At 69.7% G+C, this 20,836-nt stretch carries 15 protein-coding genes and 2 riboswitches; of the genes, 7 read left to right on the forward strand and 8 right to left on the reverse strand.

Annotated features, from left to right (window positions below):
• Nucleotides 1-20: 20 nt before the first annotated feature.
• Nucleotides 21-1,877 carry an ABC transporter ATP-binding protein gene (locus KNO15_RS04685; RefSeq protein WP_241702266.1) on the reverse strand — a complete coding sequence of 619 codons (1,857 nt, stop codon included), beginning with the start codon at nucleotides 1,875-1,877 and terminating at the stop codon, nucleotides 21-23.
• 68 nt (nucleotides 1,878-1,945) lie between these two features.
• Here KNO15_RS04685 and KNO15_RS04690 point away from each other — a divergent pair, with 68 nt between their 5' ends.
• On the forward strand, nucleotides 1,946-2,572 hold the full coding sequence (locus tag KNO15_RS04690) for a PH domain-containing protein (protein WP_241702267.1): 627 nt from the start codon (nucleotides 1,946-1,948) through the stop codon (nucleotides 2,570-2,572).
• A 44-nt stretch (nucleotides 2,573-2,616) separates the two neighbouring features.
• Here KNO15_RS04690 and KNO15_RS04695 read toward each other — a convergent pair whose 3' ends face one another.
• From KNO15_RS04695 to KNO15_RS04705, 3 genes are all read right to left on the reverse strand, one after another.
• On the reverse strand, nucleotides 2,617-3,630 hold the full coding sequence (locus tag KNO15_RS04695; protein ID WP_241702268.1) for an ABC transporter permease: 1,014 nt from the start codon (nucleotides 3,628-3,630) through the stop codon (nucleotides 2,617-2,619).
• Nucleotides 3,630-5,162: an ABC transporter permease subunit gene (locus tag KNO15_RS04700; protein WP_241702269.1), complete on the reverse strand. Its 1,533-nt coding sequence runs from the start codon at nucleotides 5,160-5,162 to the stop codon at nucleotides 3,630-3,632. The genes KNO15_RS04695 and KNO15_RS04700 overlap by 1 nt, the downstream gene beginning before the upstream one ends.
• 194 nt (nucleotides 5,163-5,356) lie before the next feature.
• Nucleotides 5,357-7,150 (reverse strand): ABC transporter family substrate-binding protein, encoded by a 1,794-nt coding sequence (locus KNO15_RS04705; RefSeq protein ID WP_241702270.1) that lies wholly within the window; start codon nucleotides 7,148-7,150, stop codon nucleotides 5,357-5,359.
• Between the two features lie 280 nt (nucleotides 7,151-7,430).
• On the opposite strand from KNO15_RS04705, the gene KNO15_RS04710 reads away from it, so the two are divergent.
• Nucleotides 7,431-8,258: a CPBP family intramembrane glutamic endopeptidase gene (locus tag KNO15_RS04710; RefSeq protein WP_241702271.1), complete on the forward strand. Its 828-nt coding sequence runs from the start codon at nucleotides 7,431-7,433 to the stop codon at nucleotides 8,256-8,258.
• A 55-nt stretch (nucleotides 8,259-8,313) separates the two neighbouring features.
• Here the strand turns inward: KNO15_RS04710 and KNO15_RS04715 are convergent, their stop codons facing one another.
• From KNO15_RS04715 to gcvT, 4 genes are all read right to left on the reverse strand, one after another.
• On the reverse strand, nucleotides 8,314-9,948 hold the full coding sequence (locus KNO15_RS04715; protein ID WP_241702272.1) for an RCC1 domain-containing protein: 1,635 nt from the start codon (nucleotides 9,946-9,948) through the stop codon (nucleotides 8,314-8,316).
• Nucleotides 9,949-10,161: 213 nt separating this feature from the next.
• Nucleotides 10,162-13,068: an aminomethyl-transferring glycine dehydrogenase gene (gcvP, locus tag KNO15_RS04720; protein WP_241702273.1), complete on the reverse strand. Its 2,907-nt coding sequence runs from the start codon at nucleotides 13,066-13,068 to the stop codon at nucleotides 10,162-10,164.
• 14 nt (nucleotides 13,069-13,082) lie between these two features.
• The gene (gene gcvH, locus KNO15_RS04725; protein ID WP_241702274.1) at nucleotides 13,083-13,457 is read right to left on the reverse strand and encodes a glycine cleavage system protein GcvH; all 375 of its coding nucleotides are present in this window, start codon (nucleotides 13,455-13,457) and stop codon (nucleotides 13,083-13,085) included.
• A gap of 1 nt (nucleotide 13,458) precedes the next feature.
• Nucleotides 13,459-14,643, reverse strand: a complete 1,185-nt coding sequence (gcvT, locus tag KNO15_RS04730) for a glycine cleavage system aminomethyltransferase GcvT (protein ID WP_241702275.1) — start codon at nucleotides 14,641-14,643, stop codon at nucleotides 13,459-13,461.
• Nucleotides 14,644-14,710: 67 nt separating this feature from the next.
• A riboswitch (glycine riboswitch) is annotated at nucleotides 14,711-14,821 on the reverse strand.
• Nucleotide 14,822: 1 nt separating this feature from the next.
• A riboswitch (glycine riboswitch) is annotated at nucleotides 14,823-14,914 on the reverse strand.
• 162 nt (nucleotides 14,915-15,076) lie between these two features.
• Between gcvT and KNO15_RS04735 the strand changes: the two genes are divergently transcribed.
• The 5 genes from KNO15_RS04735 to KNO15_RS04755 are packed head-to-tail and all read left to right on the forward strand — an operon-like array spanning nucleotide 15,077 to nucleotide 20,731.
• Nucleotides 15,077-15,868, forward strand: a complete 792-nt coding sequence (locus tag KNO15_RS04735) for an NUDIX hydrolase (RefSeq protein WP_241702276.1) — start codon at nucleotides 15,077-15,079, stop codon at nucleotides 15,866-15,868.
• Nucleotides 15,865-17,160 carry a quinolinate synthase NadA gene (nadA, locus tag KNO15_RS04740; protein ID WP_241702277.1) on the forward strand — a complete coding sequence of 432 codons (1,296 nt, stop codon included), beginning with the start codon at nucleotides 15,865-15,867 and terminating at the stop codon, nucleotides 17,158-17,160. Before KNO15_RS04735 ends, nadA begins: the two co-directional genes overlap by 4 nt.
• Before the next feature lies 1 nt (nucleotide 17,161).
• Nucleotides 17,162-18,715 carry an L-aspartate oxidase gene (nadB, locus tag KNO15_RS04745; RefSeq protein ID WP_241702278.1) on the forward strand — a complete coding sequence of 518 codons (1,554 nt, stop codon included), beginning with the start codon at nucleotides 17,162-17,164 and terminating at the stop codon, nucleotides 18,713-18,715.
• Complete coding sequence (gene nadC, locus KNO15_RS04750; protein WP_241702279.1) at nucleotides 18,709-19,569, forward strand: carboxylating nicotinate-nucleotide diphosphorylase; 861 nt, start codon at nucleotides 18,709-18,711, stop codon at nucleotides 19,567-19,569. Before nadB ends, nadC begins: the two co-directional genes overlap by 7 nt.
• Before the next feature lie 13 nt (nucleotides 19,570-19,582).
• Complete coding sequence (locus KNO15_RS04755) at nucleotides 19,583-20,731, forward strand: cysteine desulfurase family protein (RefSeq protein ID WP_241702280.1); 1,149 nt, start codon at nucleotides 19,583-19,585, stop codon at nucleotides 20,729-20,731.
• Nucleotides 20,732-20,836: the final 105 nt, after the last annotated feature.

The raw sequence follows: 20,836 nt of genomic DNA on the forward strand, positions 1-20,836 counted from the left end.
GCGTTCGTCGCTTGTCGTCGCTACAGCCCCTGGGCCACCGGCGGCTCCGGCTCCTGCGGCAGGCCCTCGTTGACCGGGACGACCTCGTCGGAGCCGGCCGCCAGCAGTTCGAGGCGCAGGGCGCGGCGGGCGCGCTGCTGCTCCGGGTCGGGAAGCGGCACCGCCGCGAGCAGGCGCTGCGTATACGCCTCCTTCGGGTAGCGCAGGATCTCGTCGCGCGTTCCGATCTCGACCAGGTTGCCGTGGTGCATCACGGCGATCCTGTCTGCCAGCACGTCGATAACGGCGAGGTCGTGCGTGATGAAGAGGCACGCGAAGTTCATCTCTTTCTGGAGCTGCTGCATCAGCTCCAGGACGCGCGCCTGAACCGAGACGTCGAGCGCGCTCGTCGGCTCGTCGGCGATCAGCACCTGCGGCTTCAGCGACAGCGCTCTGGCGATGCCGACACGCTGCTTCTGACCGCCGGAGAGCTCGTGCGGGAAACGGCTGCGGTACGCCCGCGGCAGCTCGACGCTGTCGAGCAGGCGGTCGACCTCATTGGCGAGGTTCTGGCCCTTGAGGCCCTTCGCCAGTCGCAGCGGCTCACCGATCGAGTCCGCGATCTGGAGCCGCGGGTTCAGCGACGACGACGGGTCCTGGAACACGATGCCGACGTTGCGGTGCAGCTTGCGGATCTCGTCGCGGCCCGCCTTGCTGATGTCCTGGCCGGCGACGACGAGCTTGCCCGAGTGGATGGGCAGCAGGCCGATCGCGGCGCGACCGAGCGTGGTCTTGCCGGATCCCGATTCGCCCACGAGGCCGACGACCTCGCCCTCGTGGATGGTGAGGTCGATGTCGGTCGCCGCGCGGAAGGCCGGCACGCGGCCGTGCTTCGGGTACTCGATCGCGACCTTCTCGAAGTCGACCACGACCTTCCGCTTGTCCATCTCCGCCTTCTCGTGCTCGGCGGCGGCGAGGCGCTCGTTGACACGGATGCGCTCCGCGTACTCGGCGTCCGGGTTCTCCGTGCCTGCGGCGAGGGCTGCCGTGGTGTCGATCTCCTCGTTCTCGCGCTGCCCGAGGTGCGGGACGGCCTCGAGGAGCGCGATGGTGTACGGGTGCTGCGGAGCGTCGAACACCTCCTTGACCGTGCCGGCCTCGACGATGTCGCCCTTGCGCATCACCACGATGTTGTCGGCCAGATCGGCGACGACGCCCATGTCGTGCGTGATGAGCAGGATCGCGCTATCGAGGCGGTCGCGGAGGCTGCGGATGAGCTCGAGGATCTCGGCCTGCACCGTCACGTCGAGCGCGGTCGTGGGCTCGTCGGCGATGAGGAGCTTCGGGTCGCACGAGATCGACTGCGCGATCATGGCGCGCTGGCGCTGACCGCCGGAGAGCTGGTGCGGGTAGGAGTTGAACGCCTTCACGGGATCGGGCAGCTCGACCATCTCGAGCAGCTCGAGCGCGCGAGCCTTCGCCTCGTGCGGCGACATCCCGAAGTGGATGCGGAGCGTCTCGACGATCTGGAAGCCGACCGTGTAGACCGGGTTGAGCGCCGTCATCGGCTCCTGGAAGATCACCGCGACCTGACGTCCGCGCACGCGGCGCATCTGCGGCGCGCTGAGCCCGGTGAGCTCGCGGCCCTCCAACTTGATCGAACCCTGCACGCGGGAGTTCTGCGGCAGGAGGTCGAGGATCGCCATGGAGCTCGCGCTCTTGCCGGACCCCGACTCGCCGACGATGGCGAGCACCTCCCCCGCCTTGATCGAGTAGTTCAGCTTCTTGGCCGCGGGCACCCAGACGTTGTCGACGCCGAAATCGACGGAGAGGTCGGTGACCTCCAGCACGGGGGCGCCGACGACGACCCCGGCCCCACCGGTGGTGTTCTCGGTCATGATTTGTGGTTCCTTTCGGGGGCGCGCTCGGGCGAGGCGGAGACGGTGCGGGATGAGAGCATGGAGCCATGCCCTACGTCTCCCCCGCCGAGCGCGAGGTTTTCGTGTCCCGGTTCAACCGGGTCCTTGCCGTGCTGATCTGGGCGGCCGCTGCGACCCTGATCGTCGGCCTTCTGGTGAGCGTGCACGATGTGCGCCTGCTCTACGTCGTGCCGTGCGCCCTGTTCGCCTTCATGGGCTGGGCGCTGCTCTGGCGCCCACGCCTCACGGTGGCCGACGACGGCATCGAGGTGGTCAACGTCACGCGGACCATCCGCATCCCGTGGCAGGCGCTCATCCACGTGGACACCAAGTACGCGCTCACGCTGTACACGCCCGGCCGCAAGTTCCCGGTCTGGTCCGCGCCCGCTCCCGGCACGGCGCGCACGCTGCGCGCCACCCGCCAGGAGACCAAGGGACGCGTCGGCAAGCCGGCCGTCGCGGACAGCGTGCGCCGTCCCGGCGACCTGCTCTCCACCGAGTCGGGCGCCGCGGCCGAGGTCGTCCGCCGCCGCTGGGCTCAGCTCCAGCAGAGCGGAGCGATCGACAGCGGCCTCGCGGACGAGACGCCCGTGGCGGTCAGCTGGCACCTCGCGACGCTGGCGGCGCTGATCGCGCTCATCGCCGGCACGCTCGCCGCGCTGCTGGCGACCTGACCCCGGAGAACCGGGGGCCACCAGCAGCGCAGCGCGGGCGGATGTCACAGCACGTCCTCCGCGAGGGCCGCGCCCGTACGGGGACCGGACTGGCCGTCCTCTCCGGGCTCCGGCTCCTCCTCGCGCATCTTGCGGAGGTTGAACCGGCGGTGGCGCGGGTCGAACGCGTCACGCAGACCGTCGCCGACGAAGTTCACCAGCAGCGCGAGCGTCACGATGAACGCACCCGGCCACCAGAACAGCCACGGACGGGTCTGGAACGCCGACTCGTTCGAGCTGATCAGCAGGCCGAGCGAGACGTCCGGCGGACGGATCCCGTAGCCGAGGAACGACAGCGCGGTCTCGAGCAGGATGGCCGACGCCATGATCAGCGTCGAGGACACGATGACGACGCCGATGGCGTTCGGCAGGATGTGCTTGAAGATGATGCGCGTGTCGGACGCGCCCGCCACACGGGCCGCCTCCACGAACTCCCGCTCGCGCAGCGACAGGAACTCGCCGCGCACCAGACGCGCGATACCCATCCACGAGAAGAAGCCCAGCATCAGGGCGAGGAAGAACGCGCCGAGACCGCCGAACATGTGACCGACGACGGAGCCGATGACGAGCGCCGGGATCACGATGAAGACGTCGGTGATGCGCATCAGGATCGCGTCGACCACGCCGCGGAAGTAGCCCGCGATGGCTCCGACGACGACACCCACGACGCTCGCGATGAGGCCGAGCACGACCATCACCAGGACCGAGTTCTGGATGCCGCGCATCGTGAGGGCGAAGTAGTCCTTGCCGATGCGGTCCTGGCCGAACGGGTGCTCCAGGCTCGGGGAGCCCTGGGCGACCTGGTCGTTCAGCTCGACGTAGTTGTACTTCCACCAGCCGTGGATCGGGCCGATGCCGATCGCGGAGATGGAGAACAGCAGGATCAGGATGAACAGGATCGCGCTGCCGACGGCGACCTTGTTGGAGAGGAAGCGCTTCCAGATGAGCTTTCCCTGGCTGACGGGCGGAGCGCTCGGCTCCCGCAGCTCGTCGGCGATCATCGGTTCGGTCGTGGACATCAGCGGACCCTCACTCTCGGGTCGAGTGCGGCGTAGGACAAGTCGGCCAGGAAGTTGAACAGGATCGCCATGACCGCGATGACGAGGAAGTACGCCATCACCGGGTTCAGGTCGCCGCGCTGCAGTCCTGCATTGAACAGGGACCCCATGCCCGGGATCGCGAACACCTTCTCGGTGATGATCGCACCACCGAGCAGGGCGCCGACATCGAAGGCGACGAGAGTGGTGATCGGGATGAGCATGTTGCGGAACGCGTGGCGGACCACGACGGTGCGCTCCGGAAGGCCCTTGGCGCGCGCGGTGCGGATGAAGTCCTGGCCGAGCACCTCCAGCATGCCGGCGCGCGAGTAGCGCGTGTACGACGCGAACGAGATCAGCAGCAGCGCGATCGTCGGGAGCGCCAGGTGGGTGAAGGTGTCGAGACCGGTCACCCACATGTCGCCGGTCAGGCCGGGAGTGGACGAACCGACGGTGGCGATCGGGCGGCCGTTGGTCTCCTGGAAATACGTCGGCCAGGCCTGCATGAAGCGGTCGACGATGATCAGGAAGCCCGAGACGATGGTCACGAGCACCGCGACGCGCATGTTCTGGCCGCGGTCGTAGCCTCCCACGAACCAGCCGATCGCGAGGCTGACGAGGATCGCGACGATCGCGAGGATGGCGATCGTGGCAGGGGTCGAGATGTTGAACAGCCACTGCAGCCCGAAGTAGCACACCAGCGAGACCGCGCCGGCGATGCTCGCGGCGATGAGCGCCCGGCGGCTCTGCAGCCCCGCGGTCAGCGCCGTCGCGCCGATCACGGTACCGGCGATCAGGATGATCATCACCACCGGTCCGAGACCGGGGTGCAGGAACCAGTTGGTCGCGCTCATCAGGAGCAGGACGCCCGCCGTCGCCACACCGGACACGCCGAAGGTGACGGCTCGGCGACGCATGTCGCCACCGATGAGCGATTGCCAGATCAGCCCGGCCACCACCCCGATCAGGACCGCGACCCACCAGGGGATCGTCGGACCCGCCAGGAAGTTGTTGAAGCCGATGGCGACGAACTCCTTGAGGAGCACGGCGACGAGGAACGCCGGGAGCGAGTACAGGAAGAAGCTGAGGAACGTGACGACGTTGTCGAGTCCGCTGTACTGCCGCAGGGCGGTCACGATGCCGATGGTGACACCGAGGAGGATCGCGAGGATGAGCGCGACGGTGACCAGCTGAACGGTCGAGGTGAGCGCCTGCGGGAGGATGTCCACCACCTTCGCGTTCGAGATGGTCGATCCCAGGTCGCACGAGTTGGCGAACGGGATGAGGCACTTGGCCGCGCCTCCCAGCCAGAGCAGCCACCGCAACGGCGGGGCGATGTCGAGCTGGAGGAGCTGGATGCGCGCATTGATGAGCTGCGTCTTATTGGGGTTGTTGCTGCTTCGCAGGTCCGCGAGCGGGTCGGCGCTGTACGCGACCAGCATGTACATCAGGAACGAAGCGGCGATGATGATGAGCACTGAGACCAGAAGGCGTCTCAGGATGAAACTCGCCATAGGTTCAAAACCTTCACTGACAGGGCGCGCCATGAAACGGGTTGGGCGGCGGAGCGGGGGCTCGCCTGGCGCGAAATCGAGGTAACGGTCGGGTCACGACCGCCGACTACATGATAACGGGGCGTCGACTCGAAGCCGACGCCCCGTCGCAGGAGAGTGCCCGGGGGTCCCCCGGGCACTCTCACTGTCGAGCGTTACTTCGCGGTCGAGGACTTGACGGTCCACTCCCAGAAGTTCCAGAACGGGCCGTTCTGGTTGCCCATGTACTTCACACCGTCGACGCGGGCGTTGACGCCGAACACGCCAGGCAGCTGGAACAGCGGCAGACCGTAGAACTGCGAGAAGGCGGTCTTGTCGATGTTCTTCTCGAGCGAGACGAGCTTGCTGTTGTCGAGCGTGGTCTGGGTGGCCAGAGCGTCGTCGTTCGCCGCGGAGAAGCGGTTGTAGTTACCGCCACCGTTGGTGGTGAACAGCTGCGGGATCTGCGAGGTGCCGGCTCCCGGGCTGATCCAGCCGAAGAGCGACGCGTCGTAGTTGCCACCCGGGAGGAGCTTGCTCCAGTCGGGCGAACCGGCGTCGACGACCTTGAAGCCGGCCTTGGCGGCGGAGGTCGAGATCGCCTGGAACTCGTCGACACGGTTCGGGTTGTTCGTGTTGTACAGGATTCGAACGGTCGGGGTGGCACCGGCGAGCAGCGCCTTGGCGCCCTCGATGTCGACCTTGTCGAAGTTGCTCGAACCGTTGTTCTTCACGGAGTCGCCGTACTCGGGCTGCTGGTTCGGCAGCCAGATCTGCGAGTTGAGGACCTTCGCCTTCGGGTTCACCGGGGTGACGATCGAGTCGAGGATCTGCTGACGCGGGATCGTCTTGAGGAACGCCTCACGGACCTTCGGGTCGGCGAAGACCTGCGAACCGAAGTTCAGGTCGAGGTGGTCGTACGACGCCTGGTCGCCGGTCAGGACCTTCGCGGTCGTCTGCTTGAGAGCAGTGAGCGTGTCAGCCGAGGCCTGCGGGTTGATGATGTCGACCTCACCGTTCTGGAGAGCGGTGACCTGGGCGTTGGCGTCCGGGATGATGCGGAACACGATCTTGTCCACGTTCGGCTTGAGTCCGCCGTCGTAGTACTTGTTCTGCGTCATCGTGAGCGACTGGCCGGGGGTCCACGACGAGACGACGAACGGGCCGGAGGAGACCAGCAGGTCCTTGTCGGTCGGGAACGCGGTCACGTCGTAGCCGGTGTTGACGAAGTCGGCGGCCTTCTTCAGGGTCGCGTTGGCGGTGACCGGGGCGTCGGGGTTGCCCTTCGGCAGCGTCTTCAGCAGCTTGGTCAGGTCGGCGGCCGACGAGAGGCCCGCCTTCTTGGCCACGATGTGCGCGGGCTGCGCGATCGGGTTGACGAGCTCCCAGTCCACGTACGGCGTGGAGTACTTCAGGGTGATCGACGTGTTGTTGTCGCCCACGGTCGGGAACGCGGTCGAGTCGATGCCCGCCGTCGAACCCGCGATGGAGAAGTACTGCGTGCCGCTGGTGACGTTGCCCTGGTTGTCGAACTTCGCCGAGTCGTAGTAACCGGAGGCGATGGCCCAGCCGAGGATCATGTCGTCAGCGGTGACGGGCTGCCCATCGGACCACTTGTCGTTCTTGTTCAGGGTGTACTTGACGGTCAGCGGGCTGTCCGAGATCTTCTCGAACTTGCCGAACTTGTCGTCGTGAACGATCTTGTAGTTGTTGTCGATGTACTGGAAACCAGTTCCGTACGACCCGTCGAGGTAGCCGACCTGGCCGTTGGTGTCCAGGTTGCCCTGCGGGGTCTGCGAGTTGAACGAGGTGAAGTCGTTCACGACAGCGACCGTCACGGTGCCGCCCTTGGCTGCGGACGAGGTGCCCGTGCTGCCGGACGTGGTGCAGGCCGACAGCGCGAGCGCGGCTACACCGGCGACGGCGACGGCGCTGACCGCGTACCTGACCTTTCTTCCCTTGATGTGCAATGTTCCTCCTGTGCGAAGTGTGCGACGGCACGGGCATGCGAGAGCACCCGAACCCCGCGGGATAAGAACAACCTAGGTACCGTTGAGTGGGAATGCAAAATGAGGCTGGAAAACGTTACACAGTGGTAACTCAGTCGGCGGATCGTTGCGCGAGGCCCGCCGAAACAGCGATCTGCGAGCGTGAAACGCAAGAAATCGCGCGCTTCGCGCATTCGCGGGGTGGTATTCGCGCATGTACAACGTGTCGCCGCGCGCGGCGAGGGCCTGGCAGGATGCACATATGAGCAGTGAGCCGACCGCGGCTGCCCCGACGCCGGGCGCCAGCGCCACCTGGAGCGGCGAAGTCCCCGTCGAGCGCGGCGGTCGCCCCCGCCTCTGGTGGGAGGTCGCGATCGTCCTCGGCCTCTCGCTCGGCCAGTCCGCAGTGTACTCGATCGTCTCGATCATCGACCGTTCCACGCAGAGCACCCCGCTGGCCGACCAGACGGCGCAGGTGAACCCGTCCCAGTCGAGCCGGCAGGCCTTCGACTTCCTCTATCAGTTCCTCGGCAACGCGTTCCCGCTGTTCGCCGTCGCACTGGTGATCTTCCTCCTCTGGCAGCCACAGCGCAGCGGCTTCCGCCGGATCGGCTTCGACCTGAGCCGGCCGGGACGCGACCTCGGCGGCGGCGTGCTGCTCTTCCTGGTCATCGGCGTCCCCGGCATCCTCTTCTACGCCCTCGGCCGGGTGCTCGGGCTGACGGTGCAGGTGCAGGCCTCACCGCTCGACACCTATTGGTGGACGGTTCCCATCCTGATCTTCGCGGCACTGCGCGCCGGACTGCAGGAGGAGGTGATCATCGTCGGCTACCTCTTCACGCGCCTGCGGCAGCTGGGATGGTCGAAGTGGACGATCATCCTCTCGGCCGCCGTGCTGCGCGGCAGCTACCACCTGTACCAGGGCTTCGGCCCGTTCGTCGGCAACGCGATCATGGGGGTGGTCTTCGGCTGGTGCTACACGCGCTGGGGTCGGGTGATGCCGCTCGTCGTCGCGCACGTCATCATCGACATCGTCTCGTTCGTCGGCTATCCCCTCGCCGTCGCCCTCTGGCCCCACATCTTCGCGTGAACGCCGGTGCCCCGCCCGCGTGAGGCGAGCGGGGCACCTGGGCGACGGCCTGCGCCTAGCCCTCGACGATCACCGCGTAGCTGTCCATGTAGGTCCCCGCGATGTCGACCGCGGGGCCCGGCAGCGGGACCTGGGTCATGGTCACGGTGTTGCCCGCGGTCACGCCCGTGCCGGGACCACCGGTGTCGTTCTTCCCCGCGAAGTACACGGAGCCGTCGGTCATGAGGTACAGACCGCCCTCGCCACCGAACTCGATGTGCTTGATCGTCTTGCCGGTCGGGACGATGACCCGCGACCAGACGTTCGCACTGGCCGCGGCGGTGCCGATGCTCCCGTAACCTGTCGTGTTGTTGCCGGCCATGTAGATCACACCGTCCTCGGCCTTCGCGAACACCGACTCCAGGTCGGAGGCGTTGACCCAGATCTTCACCACGCGCTTGCCCTCGGGCCGCGTCAGCGGCACGGCGACCCCGGAGACCGCACCCTTCGCCCCGAGGCCGGGGAGCTGACCGTAGGTGTTCTTTCCCGCGCCCCACAGGTTGCCCGCGCTGTCCAGGTAGACCGAGGAATCCTGGGTGGCGTGGGCCTCGACGATGTTCTTCAGGGGCGCACCGCTCGCCGTGACCGTCTGCGCCGCGAGGTACTGCTGGTTCTCCTTGCCGTTGTTCCCCATCGCCTGCCGCTGGTTGGCTCCGGCGTTCCAGACGGTCCCGTCGCTCAGGAGGTAGAGCGCGCGCCACCAGCCGGCGTCGCTGACCGAGACGATCGTCTTTCCCGGGTTGCGGGCGAGGATCTCCAGACCGACCGGAACGTAGCCGTTGTAGCCCTTCTGCGTTCCGGCGGTGCTTCCATCGTTGATCGAGAAGTTGCCGCCGGGGTTGTTGCCGACGCCGTGGAGGCGGCCGTCGGCGTCGAAGGTGAAGATCGTCGAATCGAGACAGGAGTTCGCCTGGCCGAAACGGCTCGCGGAGAACGTGCGGCCGTCGAGTGTCTTGGCGGGCCCCTGCGGACCCTTGGTACCCGAGCTCGCCGTGCCGTTGTCGGCCAGGACTCCATACGCGTTGTACCCGGTCGCGAAGATCGTCCCACTCGTGGTGATGGCGTGGAACGTGCCGTGGGCGCCGGTGATGGCGGTGTACTTCTCGTTCCCCAGCCAACGGCTCGGAACGGTTCGCGTGCCCGCTCGGCCATCGCCGACCTCGCCGGAGTAGTTGTAGCCCCACGCGTAGACCCCGCCTGCTGCGGCCCCGTCGACGGTCAGGAACGCGTGAGCGAGCGCTGTCGAGTACCGGACGGTCACCGCGACCGCTTTGCCCCCGGGCACGCCGACACTGCTGATGCCGGAGATCCTGACGCTCTCGAGGGTGCCCGTCGCCGCGAACTCCCGGGACACCGATCCGTCTGAGAACTTCAGGGGGTCGACAGACACGGAGATGAGGGTCCCGGGCGGAACGGGGTTCTTGCCGTTCGACGTCACGGAGATCACGACATCCCCGAAGGTCTCGCCGGAGCGCACCGCAGGGGGTGTCGTGAGGAACTCGATCGTCGGCGTCTCCGGAGTTCCCGGAGACGAGACGGCGTGAGCGGGTGAGGCGGCCGACAGGACGATCGCGGGGGTCGTCCACGCGGCCGCGCCGACGATCGTGCGCCGGGAGATCGAGCGGGTCGGCGATTCGGGCTGCGGGTTCATGACGCTCCTCAGGAGAAGGGGGGAAGGGTGACGCATTCCTGAGCGGATCGCACTGGAATGCCGCACCTAGCATTGAGCACTCCACGAGCATTGAGTGGCATCGGGGCCCACTCTGAGTGCTGCGCGCGCAGAACTGAGGGCAGCCTCCCGAAACAGGAACCGCCTCCGATCGAGGTGATCGGAGGCGGTTCAGAGGCCGTGCGCGCGGGAGGTCTAGGCGAAGGCCTCGGGCGGCGGGCAGGCGCAGAACAGGTTGCGGTCGCCGTAGGCCTGGTCGATGCGCCGCACGGGAGGCCAGTACTTGTTGCGCACCAGAGTCGGCACCGGGTAGACGGCCTGCTCACGGGTGTAGGCGTGATCCCAGCTCGACGACACCACGGACTCCGCGGTGTGCGGGGCGCCGCGCAGCGGGTTGTCGTCGGCCGGCCACTCCCCCGCCGCCACCGCGTCGGCCTCCGCCTTGATGGCGATCATGGCCGTCACGAAGCGGTCGAGCTCGGCGAGGTCTTCGCTCTCCGTCGGCTCGACCATCAGCGTGCCGGCCACCGGGAACGACATCGTCGGGGCGTGGAAGCCGAAGTCGATGAGCCGCTTGGCGACGTCGTCGACGGTGACACCGGTGCGCTCGGTGAGGGGCCGGACGTCGAGGATGCACTCGTGCGCGACGAGGCCGTTGTCGCCCGCGTAGAGCACGGGGTAGTGCTCCCGCAGCCGGGCCGCGACATAGTTCGCCGCGAGCACGGCGGCGCCGGTGGCGTCGGTGAGCCCCTCCGCCCCCATCATCCGCACGTAGGCCCAACTGATCGGGAGGATGCTCGGGCTGCCGTAGGGCGCCGCTGAGACGGGGCCCCCGCCGTGGACGATCCGGCCGTCCGCGCCCTCGCCGGCGAGCACATGCGTCGCATCCTGAGCGAGCGGGTGCCCCGGCAGGAACGGCGCGAGGTGCGCCTTGGCAGCCACCGGGCCGACACCTGGGCCGCCGCCGCCGTGCGGGATGCAGAACGTCTTGTGCAGGTTGAGGTGGCTGACGTCGCCGCCGAAGTCGCCGAACCGGGCGTAGCCCAGCAGGGCGTTGAGGTTGGCGCCGTCGACGTAGACCTGGCCGCCGGCCTCGTGCACGGCAGCGGTGATGGCGACGACCTCGTGCTCGTAGACGCCGTGGGTCGACGGGTAGGTGATCATCAGGGCGGCGAGGGTCTCGGCGTTCGCCGCGATCTTCGCGCGCAGGTCGTCCAGGTCGACGTTGCCGAGCTCGTCGGTCGCGACGACCACGACGCTCATCCCGGCGAGGACCGCCGACGCGGCGTTCGTGCCGTGCGCCGACTGCGGGATGAGGCACACGGTGCGCTGGTCGTCGCCGCGCGAGCGGTGGTAGCCGCGGATCGCGAGGAGGCCGGCGAGCTCGCCCTGGCTGCCCGCGTTCGGCTGCAGGGAGACGGTGTCGTAGCCGGTGACGTCGGCGAGCCAGCCCTCGAGCTGGTCGATCAGCTCCAGCGATCCCGCGACGTCCGCGGCGGGCGCGAACGGGTGGAGGGCGGCGAACTCGGGCCAGGTGACGGCCTCCATCTCGGTGGCGGCGTTGAGCTTCATCGTGCACGAGCCGAGCGGGATCATGCCCCGGTCGAGCGCGTAGTCGCGGTCCTGCAGCTGCCGGAGGTACCGCATCAGCGCCGTCTCGGAGTGGTGCGTGGAGAACACGGGGTGGGTGAGGAACGCGGAAGTGCGGGCGAGGGCCGGCTCGAACGACGGCTCGGAGCCGAACACCGGGGCGGCCTCGCCGTCGACGGTGCCGCCGAGCACCTCGATCAGGTCACCGAGCGGGAAGACGCCGTCGCGCAGGTCGGCCGCCGACTCCTCGTCGAGGCTCAGCGAGACCAGACCGGCGTCGATCGCGTGCAGCAGCAGCCCGCGCCCGTGGGCGCGCTCGACCACCGTCGCCGCGTCGTCCACCTCGACGACGAGCGTGTCGAAGTACGACCGCGACGGCACCTCGACGCCGGCGGCGCGCAGTGCACCGGCCACTGCGACCGCGGAGAGGTGAACGTGCCGGCCGATCGCCCGGAGGCCCGCAGGGCCGTGGTAGACGGCGTACATCGCGGCCATGACCGCGAGCAGCACCTGGGCGGTGCAGATGTTGGAGGTCGCCTTCTCGCGGCGGATGTGCTGCTCGCGCGTCTGCAGCGTGAGGCGGTAGGCGGGTTTGCCGATGGCATCCTGCGAGACGCCGACCAGGCGGCCGGGGAGCTGCCGCTCCAGGCCCTTCCGCACGGCCATGTAGCCCGCGTGCGGGCCGCCGAAGCCCATCGGCACGCCGAAGCGCTGGCTGGTGCCGACGGCGACGTCGGCGCCGAGCTCGCCCGGCGAGGTCAGCTGGGTGAGCGCGAGCAGGTCGGCGGCGGCCACGACGACCGCGCCTGCGGCCTTGGCCGAGGCGATCACGGCGGAGGGGTCCCAGACCCGACCGGAGGCGCCGGGATACTGCACGAACAGGCCGAACGCCGCCTGCAGCTCGGGCGCATCGGCGGGCGTCGACGCGAGGTCGAGAACGACGAGCTCGATGCCGACGGCCTCCGCACGGTTGCGCAGCAGCGCCAGGGTCTGCGGGAAGGTGTCGGCGTCCACGACGAAGCTCGACCCCGCGACCTTCGAGGCACGACGGGCCAGCAGCATGCCCTCGACGACAGCAGTGCCCTCGTCGAGCATCGAGGCGTTGGCGGTGTCCAGCCCGGTCAGGTCGGAGACCATCGTCTGGAAGTTGATGAGCGCCTCCAGGCGGCCCTGCGAGATCTCCGGCTGATACGGCGTGTACGCGGTGTACCAGCCCGGGTTCTCCAGCACGTTGCGCTTGATGACCGCCGGGGTGATGGTGCCGTAGTAGCCGAGCCCGATCAGGCTGCGGTTCACCGTGTTGCGCGCGGCGAGCGCGCGCAGCTCGCGCAGGGCCGCGCGCTCGCCGATCGGGGCGGGCAGGGTGGACACGCGCGCGGCGTCCACGCGGATGGAGTCCGGCACGGCGGCGGAGACGAGCGCCTCCACGGATTCGTAGCCGAGGTCGGACAGCATCGACTGCTGCGCGTCCCCGTCGGTGCCGATGTGACGCGTCTGGAACAGGTCGCTCATGTGTCGCGGAAGCCTTACTCGCCCGTGAGGGCCTTGTACTCGTCGTAGGAGAGGAGCCCGTCGGGGAGGGCGCTGAAGGTCACCTTGATGAGCCAGCCCTCTCCGAACGGGTCGCTGTTGACCAGTTCCGGCGCGTCGACGACGGCCTGATTGGCCTCCGCGACGGTGCCGTCGACCGGGGCGAAGAGCTCGCCGACCGACTTGGTCGACTCGATCTCGCCCACCACGCGCCCGGCGGCGACGTCGCTGCCCTCGGCGGGCAGCTCGACGAAGACCACATCACCCAGCTTCTCGGCGGCGTAGCTCGTGATGCCGACGGTCGCGGTGTCGCCGTCGACGAGGAGCCACTCGTGCTCGGCGGTGTATTTGAGGTCGTGCTCTGCGGCCATGTCAGCCGTCCTTTCTGGGGGAGATTGGCTTTCTGCTGTAGAAGGGGAGGGCGGTGACGGTGAACGGAAGGGTGGTGCCGCGCACGTCGACGTGCAGCTCGGTGCCGGGGCGGGCGAACCGCGGAGAGACGTAGGCCATGGCGATCGGGACGCCGATCGTGGGCGAGAGGGCGCCGGAGGTCACGACCCCGACCGCCTCGGCCGCCCCGTCGACGGCGGGGGCGAGCACCGGGTAGCCCGCGCGCGCGGCGCGCTTGCCGTGGCCCATCAGTCCGACGAGCACGCGCGCTTCGGCGTCGGGGCCCTCCTCACTGGCGGCGCGACCGACGAAGTCGCTGTCTTTGGCGAGGTTGACCACGCGGCCGAGACCGGCCTGGGCGGGCATCGTGTCGCGGCCGAGCTCGTGGCCGTAGAGCGGCATCCCCGCCTCGAGCCGGAGCGTGTCGCGGCTGGCGAGACCGGCGGGCACGAGGCCTTGTGCGGCGCCGGCCTCCATCAGGGCGTCCCAGAGCGCGCGGGCGTTGTCGGGGGCGGTGTACAGCTCGAAGCCGTCCTCGCCGGTGTACCCGGTGCGGGCGACGAGCACCGGGTGCGTCTCGAATTCTGCCGGGACGCTCCAGTAGTACTTCAGCTCCGTGACGCGCTGCGCGAAGTCGTCGCCCTCGATGTGGAAGCCGGGGGTGGCCAGCAGGATGCTCAGCGAGGCGGGACCCTGCACGGCGATCAGCGCGATGTCGTCGCTCTCGTCGTAGACCTCCACGTCGAACGGGGCCGTGCGGTCGCGCAGCTCCTCGGCGACGGCCTCGCGATTGGAGGCGTTCGCGACGACCATGTAGCGGTCGTCGCCGGTGCGGTAGACGACGAGGTCGTCGAGGATGCCGCCGGAGCGCGACAGCAGCATGCTGTACTTCGCCTGGTCGAGCGCGAGCGACGAGAGCTTGCCGGCGAGAGCGTAGTCGAGCGCCTGTGCGGCCTCCGGGCCGAGGAGCACGATCTCGCCCATGTGCGACAGGTCGAACAGGCCGGCCGCGGTGCGCACGGCGTGGTGCTCCGCGAGATCGCTGGAGTAGCGCACCGGCATCTGCCAGCCGGCGAAGTCGGTGAAGGACGCACCCGCCGCCGTGTGGGCGTCATGGAGGGGTGAGGTGCGCTCCGTTGCGTTGGTCTGACTGTCCTGCGAGCTCATGAGTTCTCCGTTCGCCGGCCGTGCCGGAGGGATGACGGGAAGCGCGTCGCGCTCCCGTGTGAAGAACTCCCCCTCTGTCATCCGGCCTGAGAGTTTCACCGCGCCCGCGCGAGCGGGCGACGGCTTTCACCGTGGGCGAGGGCCGGACGCGTGCGAGCGACCCTGCTTTTCAGAGTGGCCAGTCCGATGCGGTACACGTACCTGAGAGATTGTCGGGGAGGATTGCTCCTTCGGTGCCGCGCACGGGGCGCGACTCTCCCGCATCGACCTGATTGGCCCGATATTCAGTTGACCCGGCCAGCATATCCGCATCCTCGCCCTCTCCGCGCGCGCCCGCGTGCGACGCGGCCGGTTTGCTGTTCGGGTCAGAGTGACACTAAGATGGCCGACAACTTATGGTCACGGTGACCTTTAGTCCGACGGGAGGCCGGAGATGGCCGCACACGAACACGCGAGCGCGATGCTCGCCGTGTCGACCGTCATCTTCGCGCTGCGCTCCGACGAGCAGACGGGAGGCGAGCCCCAGGTGTGGCTGCCGCTCGTGCGCCGCATCCGCGACCCGTACGAAGGATGCTGGGCGCTCCCCGGCGGCCCGCTCCGGATCGGCGAAGACCTGGCGTACGCGGCCGCGCGGACGCTGGGCGACACGACCGGCCTGACCCCGCGGTACCTGGAGCAGCTCTACACGTTCGGCGACGCGGTGCGCTCCCCCGGCGCCCCGGGCAGCGTCGAGCGCGTCGTCTCCATCGTCTACTGGGCGCTGGTCGGCAGTGCCGAGGCCGAGCAGGCGACGGCGGGCGAGAACGTCGGCTGGTTCGCCGCGGACGACCTCCCCCGGCTCGCCTTCGACCACAACGTCATCGTCGAATACGCGCTCTGGCGGCTCCGCACGAAGATGGAGTACTCCCGCATCGCCCACGCCTTCCTCGGCGAGCGCTTCACGCTCGCGCAGCTGCGCGAAGTGCACGAGGCCGTGCTCGGCCGGCCCCTTGACCCGGCCAACTTCCGGCGGACGATCGAGGCCTCCGGAGCCGTGGTCCCGACCGGCGACTATCTGACGGGGACGCGCCATCGGCCTCCCCGGCTCTACCGCTACAACGACTCGATCGACCTCGCCGACGCGGGGCCGCTCCCCCGCCAGCAGCCTCCGTACGAATCACGCCAGGCACTCGGATCAGCTCAGTCCCCCGAACAACGTCCCACCCCGGAAAGCGAGCAGTCATGACCATCGCATCGGTCGACACCACCATCCAGCTCATCGCGAGCGGAAGCCTCGACGGCGCCACCTGCGCCCCCGAGCTCGCCGAGGGGCCGTGGTTGTTCGACTCCGCGCCGCCCTCGTACGGTCCCGGGGCCTCGCAGGAGGACCCCATCCCGGCGCACGCCCCGCGTCAGGGCGAGCTGCCGGAGGAGTACCGCACCGCGTCGAAGGAGGAGCTGGCCGAACGGATCCGGGCGGCGAAGGCGACACTCGGCGACCGGGTCGCCGTGATGGGCCACTTCTACCAGCGCGACGAGGTCGTGCAGTACGCCGACTTCGTCGGCGACTCCTTCCAGCTCGCCAACGCGGCCAAAGCGCGGCCGGAGGCCGAGACGATCGTCTTCTGCGGCGTCCACTTCATGGCAGAGACGGCCGACATCGTCTCGCGTCCGGAGCAGAAGGTGATCCTGCCGAACCTGGCCGCCGGCTGCTCGATGGCCGACATGGCCGACCTCGACTCCGTGCAGGACTGCTGGGAGGCGCTGGAGGAGCTCTACGGCACAGAGCCGGACGCCGACGGCCGGGTGCCCGTCATCCCGGTCACCTACATGAACTCCTCGGCGGCGCTCAAGGCGTTCTGCGGCGAGCACGGCGGCATCGTCTGCACGTCGTCCAACGCGGCGACGGTGCTCGAGTGGGCCTTCCAGCGCGGCCGGCGGGTGCTGTTCTTCCCCGACCAGCACCTCGGCCGCAACACGGCGAAGGCGATGGGCGTGCCCCTGGAGCGGATGCCGCTCTGGAACCCGCGCAAGCCCCTCGGCGGAAACGACGAGGCCGCACTCGGCGACGCGCAGGTCATCCTGTGGCACGGCTTCTGCTCCGTGCACAAGCGCTTCACGGTCGGCCAGATCGAGCACGCGCGGGCGGAGTTCCCCGGCGTGCGCGTGATCGTGCACCCCGAGTGCCCGATGGACGTGGTCGACGCCGCCGACGAGTACGGCTCGACGGACTACATCGTGAAGGCCATCCAGGCCGCGCCTGCGGGTTCGACGTTCGCCATCGGCACCGAGATCAACCTGGTGCAGCGCCTCGCCGCCGAGTACCCGCAGCACACGATCTTCTGCCTCGACTCGGTGGTCTGCCCGTGCTCGACCATGTACCGCATCCACCCGGGCTACCTGGCCTGGGTGCTGGAGGGGCTCGTGCGCGGCGAGGTGCTCAACCAGGTGCGCGTCTCCGCCGACGTGGCCGAACCCGCCAGGGTCGCTCTCGAGCGCATGCTCGCGGCGCGCCCGGACACGACGATGGCGGCCTGACATGGCCCGCGTGGTCGTGGTCGGGAGCGGTATCGCCGGTCTCGTCGCCGCCCTGCGGGCGGCAGAGCGCCACGAGGTGACGGTGGTCACCAAGGGCACGATCGCCGACGGGAGCACGCGGTACGCGCAGGGTGGGATCGCCGCGGCCGTGTTCTCCGACGACAGCGTCGCCGCGCACGTCGCGGACACCCTGCGCGCCGGAGCCGGGCTGAACGTGACGGCCGCCGTCGAAGCGCTCTGCGGCGACGGCCCGCAACGCGTCCGCGAGCTGATCGCGCTCGGCGTCGCATTCGATCGCGACGGGCAGGGTCTCGCCCGGGGGCTGGAGGCGGCGCACTCGAGCGCGCGCGTCCTGCACGCGGGCGGCGACGCCACGGGCGCGGAGATCGAGCGGGCGCTCGACGACGCTGTGCGGCGCGCGGGCATCCGGGTGGTGACCGGCGCCTTCCTCCGTGACGTCCTGGTGTCGGACGGCGCCGCCTCCGGCGTCGCGCTGAGGCTCGCCGACGGCACCGGGACACGGCTCGACGCTGACGCGGTGATCCTCGCCACAGGTGGGTGGGGACAGCTGTACGCGCACACGACCAACCCCGCGATCGCGACAGGCGACGGCGTCGCGGCGGCATGGCGCGCCGGCGCGCTGCTCGCCGACCTCGAGTTCACGCAGTTCCACCCGACGGCGCTCCGGCTCCCGTCGGGCGACGGAGGATCGCGCACCTTCCTGGTGTCGGAAGCGGTCCGCGGCGAGGGCGCCGTGCTGCGCAACGCGCGCGGCGAGCGGTTCATGCTCGACGCGCACCCTGACGCCGAACTCGCACCGCGCGACGTGGTCGCCCGGGCGATCGCCGTCGAGATGGCCGCCCAGGACGGCCTCCCCGTCGTGCTCGACGCGACGGCGCTCGGCGCCGACTTCCTCGCCCGGCGCTTCCCGACCATCGACGCGGCCTGCCGCGCGGCCGGGATCGACTGGTCCCGCGTGCCGGTGCCCGTGACGCCGGCCGCGCACTACGCCATGGGCGGGGTCGCGACCGATGTGCACGGACGCACGAGCGTGCCCGGCCTCTTCGCCGTCGGCGAGGTCGCCTGCACGGGGGCGCACGGGGCGAACCGGCTGGCCTCCAACTCACTGCTGGAGGGTCTGGTCTTCGCGCATCGGGCCGCCGATGCGATCGGCGCACAGTGGACGGACGCCCCGGACTGGACCGACGGACCGACCGTCGCCGCCGGGTCCATGCCGCTGGAGGAATCCGACGCCGATCGGCCGTTCGACCGCACGCTCCTGCAAGACGTGCTGTGGGTCGGTGCCGGCCTCCACCGCGACCGCGCAGGACTCGAACGCGCCGCACGCGCGCTCGCCGCACTGCGCATGCCCGAGCCGGGAGAGGACGCGAACCTGCTCCAGCTCGGGCGGCTCGTCGTCGCCTCCGCCCTGTCGCGCGAGGAGTCGCGCGGCGCCCATTTCCGCTCCGACTTCCCGCTCCCCGCGGATGCGGTGCCGCACCACACCGTGCTCGCGCCGCTCCCCGTCCCGACCGAGGTGACCGTTCCATGCTGACCCGCCAGACCATCCACGACGTCGTCGGAGCCGCCCTCGCCGAAGACGCGCCCTGGGGCGATGTGACCAGCGAGCTGCTCATTCCGGAGACGGCATCTGCGACGGCCCGGCTCTCCGCGCGCGAGCCCGGCACGTTCTCCGGCGGCGCGGTCTTCACGGCGGCGATGACGCTCACCGACCCGGCCATCCGCGTCGAGCTCCTCGTGGCGGACGGCGACGTGTTCGAGGCCGGCGACACCCTCGCGACCGTCAGCGGACCGGCACGCTCGGTCCTCCAGGGCGAGCGGGTCGCGCTCAACTTCGTGCAGAGGATGAGCGGCATCGCCACCCTCACCTCCGCGTTCGTACGCGAGGTGGCGCACACCTCGGCGCGCATCGTCGACACCCGCAAGACCACGCCGGGCCTGCGTGCGTTCGAGCGGCACGCGGTGCGCAGCGGCGGCGGTCACAACCACCGCTACTCGCTCTCGGACGCCGTGATGGCCAAGGACAACCACCTCGCCGTGCTCACCGCGCAGACCGGCCTCTCGGTCACCGACGCTCTGCGCGCCGTGCGCTCCCGGATGTCGCACACCACGCACCTGGAGGTCGAGGTCGACCGCATCGACCAGATCGAGCCGGTGCTGGCCGCCGGGGTCGACACGATCATGCTCGACAACTTCACCCTCGACGAGCTGCGGGCGGGCGTGGCCATCGTCGGCGGTCGCGCCATCGTCGAGGCCAGCGGCAACGTCAGCCTGTCCACCGTGCGCGAGATCGCCGAGACCGGCGTGGACGTCATCTCGTCGGGGGCGCTCACGCACAGCGTGCGCTCCCTCGACCTCGGGCTCGACGTGGTGGTCGACGGGCCGTGAGCGGACGGCTGCCATGACGGGCCTGTATCTCGACGCGGCCGCGACCTCCGCGGTGCGCCGCGAGGTGCTCGAGGCGATGTGGCCGTATCTGACCGGCGACTTCGGCAACCCCTCCAGTCATCACGCCGTCGGCGAGTCCGCGGCGCGTGCCCTGGCCGCCGCCCGATCGACCGTCGCCGAATGGCTGGGCTGCCGGGCCTCCGAGGTCGTGTTCACCTCCGGGGGGACGGAGGCCGACAACCTCGCGATCAAAGGGATCGCCCTCGGCGCACCACGAGGCCGGCACATCGTCACGACGCCCATCGAGCACGAGGCGGTCCTCGCGTCCGTCGACCATCTGGTGCGCCTGCACGGCTTCGAGGTCACCCTGGTGCCGGTCGGGCGCGATGGACGGGTCTCCCCCTCCGCCTTCGCTGCGGCGCTGCGCGCGGACACGACCCTGGCGAGCGTGATGCTCGCGAACAACGAGGTCGGCACGATCCAGCCCGTCGCCGAGCTCGCGGCCCTCGCGCACGAGAAGGGCGTCCCGTTCCACACGGACGCCGTCCAGGCCGCCGGCTGGCTCACGCTCGACGTGCACGCGCTCGGAGTCGACGCCCTGAGTGTCTCCGGTCACAAGATCGGCGCCCCAAAGGGCATCGGCGCGCTCTTCGCCCGCGGCCGGCTCGCCCTCGAGCCGGTGGTGCACGGGGGCGGACAGGAGCGCGGCCGACGCTCGGGAACCGAGAACGTGGCGGGGGCCGTCGCCCTGGCGACGGCGGCGCGCCTGTCGATGCGCGACAGGGAGGCCAACGCTGTCCGCGCCTCGGCGGCGCGCGACGCGTTCGTCGCCGCCGTCGTCGCCGCGACTCCCGGCGCGCAGCTGACCGGGCACCCGTCCGAGCGCCTGCCCGGTACCGCCTCGTTCGTCTTCCCCGGCACCAACGGAGAGACCGTGCTGCTGGAGCTGGAGCGACGCGGGATCGTCTCCTCCAGCGGCTCCGCCTGCGCTGCGGGCAGCGAGGACGCCTCGCACGTCCTCCTCGCCCTCGGCTACGACGAGGATGTCGCGCGAACCGCGGTGCGGTTCTCGTGGGGCGCGGACGTCACCGAGTCCGACCTCCTCGCCGTCGCCCCGGCCGTCGCCGACGCCGTTCGCGAGGTCTCCGGCCTCGCCTCCTGAGGGATTTGCGGCAAATGGGGCGTCTGACGCCGCCTATCGCGTCATTCGCCGCAAATGGCCCGTTCTATTCCGGGTTAAGCGGAGAGTGAACGCCGGAGCGAGTTC

The organism is Leifsonia shinshuensis, from assembly GCF_022606355.1.
Classification (GTDB): domain Bacteria; phylum Actinomycetota; class Actinomycetes; order Actinomycetales; family Microbacteriaceae; genus Leifsonia; species Leifsonia shinshuensis_B.

Excerpts from the sequence above, each read along its gene's own strand:
- KNO15_RS04685 (WP_241702266.1), bottom strand. The coding sequence starts at position 1,877 with ATGACCGAGAACACCACCGGTGGGGCCGGGGTCGTCGTCGGCGCCCCC.
- KNO15_RS04690 (WP_241702267.1), top strand. The coding sequence starts at position 1,946 with ATGCCCTACGTCTCCCCCGCCGAGCGCGAGGTTTTCGTGTCCCGGTTC.
- KNO15_RS04695 (WP_241702268.1), bottom strand. The coding sequence starts at position 3,630 with ATGTCCACGACCGAACCGATGATCGCCGACGAGCTGCGGGAGCCGAGC.
- KNO15_RS04700 (WP_241702269.1), bottom strand. The coding sequence starts at position 5,162 with ATGGCGAGTTTCATCCTGAGACGCCTTCTGGTCTCAGTGCTCATCATC.
- KNO15_RS04710 (WP_241702271.1), top strand. The coding sequence starts at position 7,431 with ATGAGCAGTGAGCCGACCGCGGCTGCCCCGACGCCGGGCGCCAGCGCC.
- KNO15_RS04715 (WP_241702272.1), bottom strand. The coding sequence starts at position 9,948 with ATGAACCCGCAGCCCGAATCGCCGACCCGCTCGATCTCCCGGCGCACG.
- gcvP (WP_241702273.1), bottom strand. The coding sequence starts at position 13,068 with ATGAGCGACCTGTTCCAGACGCGTCACATCGGCACCGACGGGGACGCG.
- gcvH (WP_241702274.1), bottom strand. The coding sequence starts at position 13,457 with ATGGCCGCAGAGCACGACCTCAAATACACCGCCGAGCACGAGTGGCTC.
- gcvT (WP_241702275.1), bottom strand. The coding sequence starts at position 14,643 with ATGAGCTCGCAGGACAGTCAGACCAACGCAACGGAGCGCACCTCACCC.
- KNO15_RS04735 (WP_241702276.1), top strand. The coding sequence starts at position 15,077 with ATGGCCGCACACGAACACGCGAGCGCGATGCTCGCCGTGTCGACCGTC.
- nadA (WP_241702277.1), top strand. The coding sequence starts at position 15,865 with ATGACCATCGCATCGGTCGACACCACCATCCAGCTCATCGCGAGCGGA.
- nadB (WP_241702278.1), top strand. The coding sequence starts at position 17,162 with ATGGCCCGCGTGGTCGTGGTCGGGAGCGGTATCGCCGGTCTCGTCGCC.
- nadC (WP_241702279.1), top strand. The coding sequence starts at position 18,709 with ATGCTGACCCGCCAGACCATCCACGACGTCGTCGGAGCCGCCCTCGCC.
- KNO15_RS04755 (WP_241702280.1), top strand. The coding sequence starts at position 19,583 with ATGACGGGCCTGTATCTCGACGCGGCCGCGACCTCCGCGGTGCGCCGC.